The sequence below is a fragment of the Mycobacterium sp. ST-F2 genome (genome assembly GCF_001905655.1).
Lineage (GTDB): Bacteria > Actinomycetota > Actinomycetes > Mycobacteriales > Mycobacteriaceae > Mycobacterium.
The window spans coordinates 1-12531 of record NZ_JMHT01000113.1; the positions used below are offsets into that span (position 1 = coordinate 1).

Here is a 12531-nt window from a genome sequence, read left to right on the forward strand (position 1 = left end):
TTCCTACGCCGCCTCGCCGAGGCTCATCCACAGGTTCTGATCATTGCTCTCACACTTTGATCTACGGTGGGGGAAGTTGAACCACCCAGGAGGAAGCCTTGTTTTCGAAGGACTACGTCAACACTGAGGGGGCGCTCAGCCACCTCCCCGAACAGCAACGCTATGTCATCCAGGTCGTCTCTGGGCAGGATCTGTTCTACTCAACCGAAAGGTACGACAATGGCACGGGGCGGCCAAGTTTCACCAAGCCGATTGACGACGGCGCCTTGGACACCAGAACCCACCACCAGCCGACCACGCCACGCAGCGAAGTGCGTTCGGCGGGTGCTGACAGCCACCTCGGCCACCTCGTGCCGGACGGGCCGCAGGAAGCCGGCAGACGTCGGTACGGCATGAACTCCACCACCCTCCGACTTGTCCAGGACTCATCGCTCGAGGAGGAGGGATACGGCCAATACCGTTCCCTGGACGACTCTCGAGCAGAATCGACAGGAGATTCAGCGTGACCAGCAGCATCGACGGCACCGGGACGATCACCCGCAACCCCGACACCGAGACGGCCATCCTCGCCGGTGGGTGCTTCTGGGGTATGGAAGATCTGTTCCGGCAACAGCCAGGCGTAGTCGACACCCGTGTGGGCTACACCGGAGGCGACAACGACTACGCAACCTACCGCAACCACCCTGGGCACGCTGAGGCGATCGAGATCGTGTTCGACCCGACCCGGACAACGTATCGCGACATCCTGGCGTACTTTTTCCAGGTCCACGACCCGACGACGCTGAACAGCCAAGGCAACGACTTCGGCACGAGCTACCGATCCGCGATCTTCCCCACCTCCATGGAGCAGGAGCAAATCGCGCAGAACACGATCGCGGACGTCGACGCGTCCGGCCTGTGGCCAGGCGACGCCGTCACCACCATCGAGTCCGCTGGGTCGTTCTGGGAAGCCGAGCCCGAGCACCAGCGCTACTTGATCACATACCCCAACGGCTACACGTGCCACTTTGCGCGCCCGGACTGGGTTCTCCCGAGGCGAAGTGAGGCGGAGGAACCGGCCTAGCACGGAGGGTTCCGGCGCGAATTTTCGCCACTCCGCACCTTCGTGATCACGGTGTTGCGACTGCCAGTTGAATCCGACCCGTGGTGGTGGGACGGCGTTCAGTGGACGGGCGCAGTCAACGAAGCGGCAGCCGCGGCTTCCGTCCCGCCGGCGCCGCGGTAGCTGAGTTGGCAGGCAAGCTGGAGATGCCGACCATCATCTCGACGCTTGAACGCCGGCGCCCGTCACTCCGGCAGACACGGATTCGGGTGACCAGTCAGCCCCAGGGCTGCGATCTGGCGCTTGCCGTGCTCGAAGCCGCACACCGCGATCGACGCGGCAGCCATCGACACGCGGATCCCGTCGCTGACCGGCAACTCCATCCACCGCATCAATATCGAGCGGGAAAAGTGGCCGTGGCCGACGAACACGACATCGCGGGAGTCGAGGTGTGACAGCGCCAGTTCCACAGCGCGGTCGGCACGCTCGGCTACCTCGGAGACGCTTTCCCCACCGGGGCTGCCATGCGTCCACACGGTCCAGCCGGAAACGCTCTCTCGGATCTGCGGCGTGGTCAGCCCCTCGTAATCGCCGTAGTCCCACTCTGCGAGAAGAGGGGTGACCTCGTGAACCGTCAACCCCGCCAACTCGGCGGTGACCAGCGCCCGACGCCTTGGACTACTGAACACCAGCGGGTTCGTCAACCGGAGAGCGGAGATCGCTTGGGTAGCCAGCCGAGCCTGGTTTCGGCCGACGTCGGTGAGCTCGAGGTCAGTGGTCCCGGTGTGCCGCCCGTTGGCCGACCACTCGGTCTCGCCGTGACGCAGCAGGAACAGACGGTGCCGTTCGATGGTCACGTTGTGGTCCTACGCGCGAATTGGGTTGCCGTTACACGACGATGCCATGCAAGCGGAACTCCGTCAGCGGGTCGTGTCGTTGGAGCGAGCAGGCGCCCGCCGACATACGTGCCCAGAATGGCATATCGCAGATGAGCGCGCGGGACATGACTGAGTGCATCATCGCGGCGTCGGCGGTCCTGGTGATGACCACCGTAGGCATCGCGAGCACGTCGTGGAGGCGCAGATCCTGCAGAGCCTAGGCGCCGAAGTGCTAGTCCCTGATGATCACGCGACTGTACTGACAAGGCGAAGGTCACCCTGCCGCTCCTGTGCGGTACGGCGAATCTGACTGCGAGTCTGACATTTTGAACAAGGGCATATGTCAGAGTGTACTGTTAGGTACATCTCGGGTGGCCCTGACCTTGCTTCATAATACCCAAGAATCCGCGGGCCTTGGTCTCTGCGCACATTCAACGGGCGGCATCGGACGATGACACTTCTCGTAGGCACCTCGCCCGGCGCTGAAGCACCCGCATTCGCGGGACCGGTTGCCGCGCAGTGGTTTCACCCAACAACGTCCGAACCCTCTACTACGCTGCCCTCAACCCGGAGTGACAGCCCACCATGGAGGCGGCACAAAACCTCGGCTGATTCCACTTGCTCCGCCGCGACGTGCGGGTTTCCGCCCCGATGACGTCGGGTTGTCAAGGCCCCCATGAATTCAACAAGGGCTTCCGGTCTCGGGTGCCCGAGTGAGGTCACTGCTCACAGGCGGCGAGGCTGAGCATTCGCATCACTGAGCGTCGCCCCCGATACTCATCGGATTCACCCACTCAGCACCTGCTGCAACGACTCCCGTCTCGGCGATGAAGTCGTGACGGCTACACGTTCAGGGATTCGGTCGATGCCCGGTCCATCCGCCGTAGGTGACGGTGCGCTGGACGAGGCGCCCACCGTGGATCCAGCTCAGGGCGCGGGTGGCTACCGCCAAGTCGGCAGTGGCAATCAGCACCGTAGAGCTGGTGGGGGTCATCACCCCGTACTGCAACACCGACCCATCGGCATCGGGACCTTCCCAGTGGGCCTGCCCGACGACCCCGTCGGCGTCGCGCAGCAGAGGTAACCTGCAGACCATCGTCAGCCCACCGGGGTCGTAGTCACCGTTGGCGGGCACTTTCTGCACTTCAACCACATGAACCCACCCCGCGGCGTGCGGAGAATCATCGACACGGCGATCGCCGCCACCGACGCCGGACGGGTCCACGCCTATATCCTGTAGCGCTACGACTAGTTCGTCGAACGCCGCCTGCTCCGAGCACCCGCGCAGCGTCATCAGCACCCCTATGGCTTTGTCGATCATCTCGCGAATCGTCGCATCCGTATCGGCTATTTGCCCGCCCATCCGACTCCAGTTCCTCTGTAGCGCATGCGATCTGAGAGGATGTGCCCCGGCGTCAAACCGCCCGAGCGGCGCAGCGCAAATTGTACCGCGCAGTTCATCTCGAAGTGAACCGAGTAGTTCAGATTGTGCGATCGGCGCAAACATGGCGAGTAGCGCACATGGAGCGCCCGAACGGCAATGTCGAGCCAACGGAACACCTCGCTGGTTGACGCCTCCACGTCGAGGACGTTCACGGTGTCGCCGTCGACCACCCGCAGAGCCGCCGGGATGTCTCCGTGCCAGCAAGGGCCGTAACGGCGGTCTGCACGACTTAGGATGGCGACGATGCCGAGCGCTTTGCTGAGGCCGGTCATCCCGAACCGCGTAGCCCGGCAGATGTACCGCGTAGTACAGTATGCCTGTCCACTCGACCTGCCTCGGGCGAACCAACATGGAGGCGTCCGCGGTCGCGGGATAACAATGGTAGCTCCGCGCTAGTTCATGCCGGCGCCTTCGGGCCGGCTGGCTATTCGCGACCGGCAGTGAACGCGACCCCGCCGTATTCACGACGTGGCACATTTGTAACCGCCGATGTGGGAGCCTCAGAGCGGCAAGTCCGTAGAGGTGTACGCGGCGAATTGCCTGCTTTGCTTGACTTCAAGCGCGCCGCCGAAGGCGTCGCCGAACGCAACACGGGCCCGAGTTCTTGACTCCGAACACCCGCTGTTCCTGCCCGTACACCTCCGCGACCACCGGCAGGCCCAAGGGCATCGTGCCCACCACCGGCGGGTGTCTGACTCAGACCTGCTACAACCACGTAGCCTACTTTTTCAACCGCCGCTTCTGGCCCGGGTTGGACCGCGTCAACAGGAGAAAATCAATGAACGAAGGCCCGACCCCAACAACCGGTGGCCACACATCTGCCACGCACCGTCATCACCAGCACGCACGTGCGGCGATCGTCGATGCTGCAGCATCGATGATGTACCGCCGCGGCGTTGCCGCGACGTCGATCGGCGACATCTCTCACGCGACCGAAGCCAGAGATCTTGATCTCCATTTCCGCAACAAGACAGAACTAGTCCGAGCGGTCATCGATCGGGAACTCGCGGTCCAACTCGACGGTCACGATGGCGCCGACTCGATCGATTCGTGGGACGGGCTCGATGCGTGGCTGTCGCGCGTCGTGAACGCACAACACGCCGTGGATGGTCCGTTCGCGTGTCCCCTCGCGACCCTGGCGACGGAATTGAGACACTCCCCGGAGTACCGGCCTGCGTTAGATGCTGCATTCCGCACCTGGGAGGGGCACCTGGCGGCCGGTTTGCGCCGGATTCAGGAGTGCGGCGAGTTGGATTCCGACGCCGATCCGGACCGCCTCGCCGCCAGTCTCCTCGCGGCTGTGCAAGGCGGATACCTCCTTGCCTCAGTCCACGGCCGAATCGAAGTCATGCGCGACGTGCTCGACGACGCGGTGGCGGCCCTGCGGCGCTACCAGGTCTAGACCGAGATCTCGTCCACTCAAGTGGAACCCGGCTCAGTCAGCTCTTCGCCGCGACCGGCCGTCGCCGTGGCGTTGCCCTGCGACGCAAGGACAGCAGCGCATTTTCCACCGCATCCTCGAAAACCGCTCCGTCGTCGTGTATTTGGGCCATCATCAACCCACCCTGCACAGCGGCGACGATCGATTGGGCAAGTCGATCAGGGTTTGATTGCCGTGTGAGCTGACCCCGTTCGCGCATGACCTCCAGGCCGCGCGCCAGCGGTTCCTCCCATCGGCGGAAGGCCGCGTCCAAGTGTGGAAGGTAGGCGTCATCATTCTTGAGTTCAGCAGCCATCGATCCGAGCGGGCACGCGAACGGCCCGTCGACGACACGGTGACTCTCCAACACCTGGTCAGCCCACCGCCGCAGGCCCGCCCAGGAATCCGCGTGATGTATCGCCGGTTGCGCCGCCAAGATCAGTTCGACCTGACGGTCGATGACTGCCCGGATGAGGTCGGCTCTGTCGTCGAAGTAGTGATAAAGCTGCGATTTGCCGCAACCCGCCGCCGCCAGAACGTCGTCGAGACTGGTCGACGCCACACCACTGTGACGCATCATGGTCGCGGCCGCGTCGATGACTGCGGTACGGCTGCGCAGGCCACGCGGCGACAACGGCGGCCTCGGAGTCTCGCCCGTTGCAGCCTTCTCGAGCATCCGCGTTACTGCCATCTAACCAGGATAGCGTCTCGTCAGTCGCACTTCCCCCGTCGACCGCACGCACCGTCGAGCCGATACCGCGAGTTCGTCACAGCCGGATGTACTCAGCCGTACATTTCGGATCGCACGAGCTCGCCGGGCAGTCAAGAGGTTGACGACGACCTTGGGGACACGACGTGAGCACTGACGAGATCATCTGCGTGCAATTCGTCGAGAGACTTCAGGGAGTCTGCGACGGGCGTCACGGGTTGGGGCGCGGTCGGTCGTCGCTTTCGCGCCTAGGATCCACGGCGTCGTCGAGGCCGTCGTGTGCGCGTACGTCCGACGGGGCTGGTTCCTTCGTCCCCCGTTCCAGCAGCAGGACTGCCAGTCGCGGGAAGACGATGACCGACAACAACCCCGCGGCGACTAGCGCTGCGTAGTTGGCCGGCTGCATCAGGCCCAACTCCACGCCGATGCCCCCGGCCACCACCGGAATGCTCAGCGAGGTGGCTTGCAGCAGACCTACGGCCACGACGTCGCGGCTTTGGCCGAGCAACGGTCGGTAGAAGACGGCCGGCAAGGCACGCACGACCAGGAGGGCGATGAGGAAGACAGGGATCTTGGCCAAGGAGGACACCTGGTCGACGAGTGCTCGAACGTCGAGTGACACGCCGGTTGCGACGAAGAAGAACGGGATGAAGACGCCAAATCCGACTGCATGCAGCTTGGTATAGAACTGGGTGTGGGTCATGTCGTCGTCGCGGTCGAGCATAGTCAACGCAGCCCCGGCAAGGAACGCCCCCAGGATTGACTCGAGGCCGAATGCCGTGGCGAGAGAGGCGAAGACCAGCAGCAGCGCGACGGTTCCGCGGACTCGGATCTCGGCGGTGGTGTCCTGCAAGTCGAGCAGCGTCTTGCAGACGGTGTGGGCACGCTCCAGGCCGAGAACGACGACGATGACGGCACCGGTGAATCCGAGAAACGCCGCCAGCAACGTCAGCTTGGCCCCCACCCCCGCCGACGTGTCTTCTGAGAACAACAGGGAGAGAAGGATGATGGGCACTATTTCGGCAATCGACGCACCGGCCACGATGACTTGCCCTGCTCGGGTCTCGACGATCCCTGCGTCCTTCAGGACCGGAAGGATGATGCCGAGTCCGGTTGCCGACAGGATCACGGCCATCAGCACCGGCGACCGAGCCAGGCCCAACATCCCCAGGCCGACGCCTACGGCCACCGCGAGGACGAACGACACCACGAAGGCGCCCGAGGCGCGCCGCAGCACTGGCCCCTTCAGCTGGCGGACGTCGATCTCCAGCCCGGCGAGCAACAGGAGGAAGCTCAAACCGATCGTCGACAGCACCTGCAGCGCAGCGTCCATGTGCACCCAGCCGAGCACCTGTGGGCCGACGATGACGCCCAGGAGGATCTCGAGCACGATCGCAGGCACGGGCAGTCGGAGCACCTTGACGCTGAGCGGTGACAGCAATGCCACGACCGCGACGATCGCTACCACAGTCAATGAGACGATGTGCGGATCCTTCCTCGCTGTGCCGCAGGAGCGGTGTGCGTACTGTACCTCAAAGTACAGTTGCTGACACGGCTCCATTAGGCGGCATCTCGGCAGTGACGAATGCGACGTCGAGACGGACCGTCAGACCACGCATCGGCTAGATCGGTCTCATGGAGCGGCCCACAGCTCTGTCGCGGCGCCTACTTCGCTGGCCTCAGAAGGCTGAGGGGTCGGCATCGGTACCTACGGCCTCACTGCTAGGACCGGTCACCCGCTGCCGCTGCCGGGTGCGGCCATCCCCGCGCCCTGGCCGGACGTCGACGAGGACGCCGACACAGCAGCGTGACCGGGTCTTGAGGAGAGTCCGGTGCACCGAAAGGTGCGCTCCGGGGTGCGGGGAGCGGCCCGAAAAGCGGAACAGCCACAACGACTGTCACCACGTCCCAGAACGACTTTCACCGACCCCCGAAACCGATGATCATCAAATTCGTCGACACGATTCGATCCAAAGGTGCTGCGGTCGAGTCGATCTGCCGGAGTCTGCGTGAACAGGGCTGCCAGATCGCCACGCGCACCTACCGGGCCTGGCGCAGTCGCCGACCTGCCGCTCGCCCTGCCAGGTGGCTACACAGCCTACGTCTCCACCATCGCTTGGTTGACCAACATGTGCGAGCAGTCCAGCTGGACCTGCGACATGGCACCGTCCACGCTTAGTTCGCTGCCGGCCACGAAGCTGCTTTCGGCGGATGCCAGGAATAGTGCTCTGGCCGCGGCGGCATCGTGTCGTCGAGCCAGTCGAAGATACGCCCGACGGCGAGTCGTTGGGCACCCGAGTGGCAGTGCTCGGCGGCACCTTCGGTGGCGGGAAAGGTCAGCAGCATCTTCGGTGCGGTGAGGTGGTCGTAGAGGCGCCGCGGCTCTGACTCACGCGACTCATCGGCGGCGAAGAACAGGTCTTCAGCGGCTTCGCAGACCAACACGGGGCAGGTGATCTGTTCGGCGATCCCGTCCATGACGTTGTATTTCAGTAAGGCCGCGAGGAACTGGCGGTCGGTCTGGACGCCCATCGCGTACCGGCCGTGGCCGTAGGCCCAGCGGATGACGGGACTGTCGTCGCGGGCGGCGGCGATCAGTTCGTCGAGTTCCTCGTCGTGGTCGGCATTGGCTCTCCTGGAGATCTCCACGCGGTCCAGTTCGAGGAACGTGGTGATGGCGGTGCTCCCGTCGTAAACGCCGTCGACGGCCACCACCGCGGCCAGTCGCGTTTCGAAAGCTGCTGCTCGGGGTGCGAGCATGCCGCCAAGGCTCAGGCCGAGCAGGGCGATGCGCGCCGGGTCGACGCTGCGGTCGGTGAGCAGGAAGTCCAGCACGGGGCCGACGACGTTCTCCCAGTCGGGACGGAACGGCAGCTTGTCGCGGTGGATTGCGGTCGCCTGGCCTGGCCCGTCGAAGGTCAGGACGTGGTAGCCGCGTTCTTGACCTCCGACGGCTCCGAAGAAGTGGAGCTCCTCGGCGCTGCCGTCGAAACCGTTGTGCATGACCAGCGTCGGCTTTGGCCGCTCACCCGATGCGCGGTAGAAGTAGCCACTGAGGGTCGTCTCCGCGTAGGGGATTTCGACGGGTTCGACCGCGGCGAGGTGGGCGATCGCGGAACGGAAGCAGGCGACGCCTCGGGTGAACGCGTGCTCTATGCGCGGGTCGTCGGGGTTGCCATGCAGGAAGAACTCGGCGGACCGGTAATAGGTCGATGCGCGAAGGAAGCCGTCGCGGGCGCTGATGGGATGGGCTGCGCGGGCTTCTGCCTCCACCCGCTCCGCCGTGGCGAGCCAGGCGTCGTGCCAGCTGTCGTAGTCGCCTGCCGTGATCTGAGATGCGGTCGCGACTACCTCGCCGAAGTCTGCCCCACCGTAGCTGGCATGCCCGATGACGCGCAGTGTCTCGAACCAGAACTGGACGTCGTCGTGAAATAGCAACTGTTTTATTGGATTTCCTTTGTTTCGGAGGTGCTGAAGCTGCGAGCAGGTTGGCTGGCGATTCGCTCGTCGGTGTCGGTGTCGGTGGCGTGGTCTTCGTCTCCGTCGGCGATGGCGATGGCGACGTCCGTGGCGGTGAGGACCTTCCCGATTGCAGCGGGTACGCCGTGCTGGGCGATGCGGCTGGCGACCTCCTCCTCGGAGACGGATTGGCGCCGGACGGTGTGACCGGTCAGTCGGGTGAGGATGTCGGCAGCATCGGTGCAGGTGAGTGCCGCAGGCCCGGTCAGGATGTGCGCGGTGTCGTGCGCGGCGTCGTCGAGGAACACCGCTACCAGGGGCACCGGTTCACTGAGGCCCCTGGGGGCGATGAAGTAGATCGCGGAGATGCCTTGCAGCGCTTCGTTGCAGGTCTCTTGGTCGGCCCAATCGAGCCGAAGCTGCCGGGTTGTGTTCGGTTTCATGTCTCAGGCGAGTCGCGACGCCGCGTCCGGCCAGGAAGTCCGCCGCCGTGCTGCTGGTCGTTGCGGTGGCTCCGGTGGCCAGGACTCTACTCATGCGTCGACCCGGGAAATGCGTTCAGCAGTGCCTGCGCGCCACCTATCACGTCGGCAGCCGCCGCTGGGCTCCAGTAGTCACGGTAGGACTGGATTTCTCCGTTGCGCGTGGTGATCACCGCAATGTAGGTCATCCGGTACGGCGCCCCGGTGGCGGTGACGGTCCCGGTGATCTCGAATTCGACGATCACCACGTCCGGATCGACACTCTGATGGACCCTCTGTCGAGGGATGTCCTTGATCTGCAGGATGTCCGGGTAGCCACTCAGGTACTTCGCCACCGCCGCACGTCCCTGCACGCGAGTCGGAAAACCGGGCGCGGCGAGTGGGAATTCCAGCACGCCCTCCTCCGCCCACAGCCCGGCGAAGCCGGCCATGTCCTGTGCGAGCAGCAGCTGCAATGCGCGGCGAACGACTTCGTCAGATGTCATGATCTCTCCCACCTACGGACGGCACGGGTCGGTCTCGTCCATTCCATAACCGTACATGGTGGACCGGTACCGTCTCGTCCTATTGGTATCGGCCGACGTCGACTCGCCGATCAGAGACCCGCGCCGCCGCCCTACGACCACGGATCACCGCGGCAATCCGCAACGCGGTGATCGACGAGTTGGCCGAGCGGGGTTTCGCGAGGTTGTCGATCGCAGCCGTGATCCGCCGGGGTTGAGGTCGGCCCGCTCTACCGGCGCAGGGCCGCGCTCTAAGTTCGCTTGCCTGGAACAGGCTGACACCAAGCGCCGAATACAAGCCTGCTCAAAGAAAGAAATGAGTCGTTGATTCTGGCGCTGTCTCGCTAGGCTCCTTGGCTCATGGCCGACCCGCTAGGCATCGCTGCCCAACTGTTGTCGCCGGCGTTCGCTAAAGTTGCCGGTGCGCCTGACATAGATCCGGTCGTGCGTACAAGCGATCCCGCCGACGCTCAGGCCAACGGCGCGTTGGACGTGGCACGACGGCTGGGCCGCGACCCTCGGCAGGTCGCCGGGGGAGATGCTCGACATGACCGATGCCAGCCCGGTGGCGTCACTGGAGGTCGCAGGGCCAGGTTTCATCAACGTCACCTTCCGCGGCCCGTTCCTTGACGAGCAGATGACGCTGATGTCGGAAGATTCTCGCCTCGGTGTGCAGTTGCCGACCACGCTTGAAACCGTCGTCATCGATTACTCGGCACCCAACGTCGCCAAGGAGATGCACGTCGGTCATCTGCGAACGACCGTCGTCGGCGACGCGTTGGCCCGCCTCTACGGCTTCGATGGCCACCGCGTCATCCGCGAGCATCGGCGACTGGGGCACCCCGTTCGGCATGCTCATCGAGCACCTCATCGACGAGGCCGGCACCGACGCCGTCGCCGACTTCACCGTTGGTGATCTCGACGCGTTCTACAAGCGGGCCCGGCTCAAGTTCGATGACGACGAATCCTTCAAGGCGCGGGCGCGGGCGCGGGAGCGGGTCGTGAAGCTCCAAGGCCGTCGGGACTCGCAGACCACGGCACTGTGGAGTGTCCTCGTCGCTGAATCCACCAGGCACTTCAACGAGCCGTACGCCAAACTCGGCATCCTGTTGACCGACGACGACCTGGCTGGTGAGTCGACGTATCAGTCCCTGATGCCCGACGTCCTCACCCGGCTGGAGAGTGCGGGTCTGCTCATCGAATCCGACGGTGCCGAAGTCGTATTCGTGCCCGGGTTCACCAACCGAGAGGGCGCGCCTCTGCCGCTGACCGTGCTAGCCCGCACCGGTGGGTTCAACTATGCGACTAGCGACCTCGCCTGCGTGATCGACCGGGTGGAGCACGTGAAGGCGACACTGCTGCTCTACGTCATCGGCACCGAACAGGCACAGCACCTGCAGATGGTGTGGGCGGTGGCGGAGATGGCAGGGTGGCTGCGGCCACCTGTGCGGCCCGTACACGTCAACTTCGGCCTCGTCCTCGACGCCAACCGCATACGCCTGCGCAGCCGCAGCGGAGAACCAATGAAGTTCATCGAACTCGTCGACGAAGCGATCCAGCGTGGGCGCCGTCTAGTCGCGGACCGCTCACCCAACCTGCCCGACGACGATGTGGGCACTCTCGGTGCGGCGATAGGTCTGGGTGCGTTGAAGTACGCCGAGCTGTCTACTGACCGGATCAAGGACTACGTCTTCGACTGGGACCGGATGCTGGCCTTCGACGGCAACACCGCGCCCTACCTGCAATACGCTCACGCCCGTATCCACAGCCTCCTCAACCGCGCAGGTCTCACCCCAATAGCTCTGCACGGGAGCGTATTTCACATATCTACACGCCATGAGCGGAAACTCGCGCTGCGGCTTCTGTCCTACGACGGCGCCGTCCGTGAGACCATCGAACGCTGCGCACCCCACCGGCTGTGCGCGTACCTCTTCGATCTCGCCAGAGATTTCACCGCCTTCTATGAGAACAACCCCGTTCTCGCTACTGAAAGCAGGATCCGCGAGAGCCGGCTCGCACTAGCCGGCCTGACTGCCCGAGTACTGGCGCATGGCCTCACACACCTCGGAATCGCTGCACCGGAACGAATGTAGAACGCGCTCGAGTGCACCCAGCGCGTGGCAATGACCCCGCCCTCGTTCCTAGGTAGGAGACCGATCAGACCCGTTCTCGGACCGAGCATTCTCCTAAAAGGGGGCAAGGGTGTTCGATACCGGGCCGATGCCGAATGATTTCGTGCCTCCTAAGCAGTACTCCCCGCAGCCCGCTCGGGTGCGGCAGGTACGGGTGCGCTGATCGCGTTGCCTGACGGGCAGGTGGTGATGTGGCTTTACCACTACCCGATTCCACAAAGCCGGGTACCGCGCCCGCTCGTCATCCGACCACCCCTCCCCCGAAGGCAACGTCACCGTGAACCGGTACGTAAGGACAGTGTCGGACATCTGATTTCGTCTACTAAAAGAAGCGGTCTCGATCACGTTGCTGTCAGTCCGACGCATGGGCACGCGGTTGCGACACCCCAACTCAACGGCCGAGGTCATTCAGGATAGCGTCCCGGGGAGTGGTGGACTTCGGATCTGGCGTGGTTCACGCGT

Annotated in this window: 12 protein-coding genes and 1 pseudogene; 4 read left to right on the forward strand and 9 right to left on the reverse strand. The window is 64.3% G+C overall.

Annotated features, from left to right (window positions below; translation table 11 throughout):
- The first annotated feature begins 98 nt into the window (after positions 1-98).
- Together EB75_RS27975 and msrA are read left to right on the forward strand one after the other, a co-directional pair.
- Complete coding sequence (locus tag EB75_RS27975; protein ID WP_073698454.1) at positions 99-506, forward strand: peptide-methionine (R)-S-oxide reductase; 408 nt, start codon at positions 99-101, stop codon at positions 504-506.
- On the forward strand, positions 503-1063 hold the full coding sequence (gene msrA, locus EB75_RS27980) for a peptide-methionine (S)-S-oxide reductase MsrA (RefSeq protein WP_073698455.1): 561 nt from the start codon (positions 503-505) through the stop codon (positions 1061-1063). Before EB75_RS27975 ends, msrA begins: the two co-directional genes overlap by 4 nt.
- 224 nt (positions 1064-1287) lie before the next feature.
- Here msrA and EB75_RS27985 read toward each other — a convergent pair whose 3' ends face one another.
- The 3 genes from EB75_RS27985 to EB75_RS28000 all read right to left on the reverse strand — a co-directional run bounded on the left by EB75_RS27985 (position 1288) and on the right by EB75_RS28000 (position 3636).
- Complete coding sequence (locus EB75_RS27985; RefSeq protein ID WP_073698456.1) at positions 1288-1899, reverse strand: acid phosphatase; 612 nt, start codon at positions 1897-1899, stop codon at positions 1288-1290.
- Positions 1900-2770: 871 nt separating this feature from the next.
- Positions 2771-3241: an ANTAR domain-containing protein gene (locus EB75_RS27995; RefSeq protein WP_286150340.1), complete on the reverse strand. Its 471-nt coding sequence runs from the start codon at positions 3239-3241 to the stop codon at positions 2771-2773.
- A 26-nt stretch (positions 3242-3267) separates the two neighbouring features.
- Positions 3268-3636, reverse strand: coding sequence for a hypothetical protein (locus EB75_RS28000; RefSeq protein ID WP_073698458.1), 369 nt, complete (start codon positions 3634-3636; stop codon positions 3268-3270).
- Between the two features lie 398 nt (positions 3637-4034).
- Here EB75_RS28000 and EB75_RS28005 point away from each other — a divergent pair, with 398 nt between their 5' ends.
- Positions 4035-4766 (forward strand): TetR/AcrR family transcriptional regulator, encoded by a 732-nt coding sequence (locus tag EB75_RS28005; RefSeq protein WP_131705536.1) that lies wholly within the window; start codon positions 4035-4037, stop codon positions 4764-4766.
- A 37-nt stretch (positions 4767-4803) separates the two neighbouring features.
- On the opposite strand, the gene EB75_RS28010 is transcribed toward EB75_RS28005, so the two are convergent.
- The 6 genes from EB75_RS28010 to EB75_RS30125 all read right to left on the reverse strand — a co-directional run bounded on the left by EB75_RS28010 (position 4804) and on the right by EB75_RS30125 (position 10745).
- Positions 4804-5460: a TetR/AcrR family transcriptional regulator gene (locus EB75_RS28010; RefSeq protein ID WP_073698459.1), complete on the reverse strand. Its 657-nt coding sequence runs from the start codon at positions 5458-5460 to the stop codon at positions 4804-4806.
- 244 nt (positions 5461-5704) lie between these two features.
- Positions 5705-6940 carry a cation:proton antiporter gene (locus EB75_RS28015; RefSeq protein WP_217267735.1) on the reverse strand — a complete coding sequence of 412 codons (1236 nt, stop codon included), beginning with the start codon at positions 6938-6940 and terminating at the stop codon, positions 5705-5707.
- Positions 6941-7668: 728 nt separating this feature from the next.
- The gene (locus tag EB75_RS28025) at positions 7669-8931 is read right to left on the reverse strand and encodes an alpha/beta hydrolase family protein (protein WP_073698462.1); all 1263 of its coding nucleotides are present in this window, start codon (positions 8929-8931) and stop codon (positions 7669-7671) included.
- A 5-nt stretch (positions 8932-8936) separates the two neighbouring features.
- Positions 8937-9395: a Rossmann-fold NAD(P)-binding domain-containing protein gene (locus EB75_RS28030; RefSeq protein WP_052765241.1), complete on the reverse strand. Its 459-nt coding sequence runs from the start codon at positions 9393-9395 to the stop codon at positions 8937-8939.
- 86 nt (positions 9396-9481) lie between these two features.
- Positions 9482-9919 carry a nuclear transport factor 2 family protein gene (locus EB75_RS28035; protein WP_073698463.1) on the reverse strand — a complete coding sequence of 146 codons (438 nt, stop codon included), beginning with the start codon at positions 9917-9919 and terminating at the stop codon, positions 9482-9484.
- Between the two features lie 589 nt (positions 9920-10508).
- The gene (locus EB75_RS30125) at positions 10509-10745 is read right to left on the reverse strand and encodes a hypothetical protein (protein WP_286150341.1); all 237 of its coding nucleotides are present in this window, start codon (positions 10743-10745) and stop codon (positions 10509-10511) included.
- Here EB75_RS30125 and argS point away from each other — a divergent pair.
- Positions 10641-12030 (forward strand): annotated as a pseudogene (argS, locus tag EB75_RS28040) (arginine--tRNA ligase). The gene EB75_RS30125 and the pseudogene argS overlap by 105 nt on opposite strands.
- Positions 12031-12531 lie beyond the last annotated feature (501 nt).

Bases quoted from the DNA above. Each gene is read 5' to 3' on its own strand.
- EB75_RS27995 (WP_286150340.1), bottom strand. From the start codon at position 3,241: ATGATCGACAAAGCCATAGGGGTGCTGATGACGCTGCGCGGGTGCTCG.
- EB75_RS28000 (WP_073698458.1), bottom strand. From the start codon at position 3,636: ATGACCGGCCTCAGCAAAGCGCTCGGCATCGTCGCCATCCTAAGTCGT.
- EB75_RS28010 (WP_073698459.1), bottom strand. From the start codon at position 5,460: ATGCTCGAGAAGGCTGCAACGGGCGAGACTCCGAGGCCGCCGTTGTCG.
- EB75_RS28030 (WP_052765241.1), bottom strand. From the start codon at position 9,395: ATGAAACCGAACACAACCCGGCAGCTTCGGCTCGATTGGGCCGACCAA.
- EB75_RS28035 (WP_073698463.1), bottom strand. From the start codon at position 9,919: ATGACATCTGACGAAGTCGTTCGCCGCGCATTGCAGCTGCTGCTCGCA.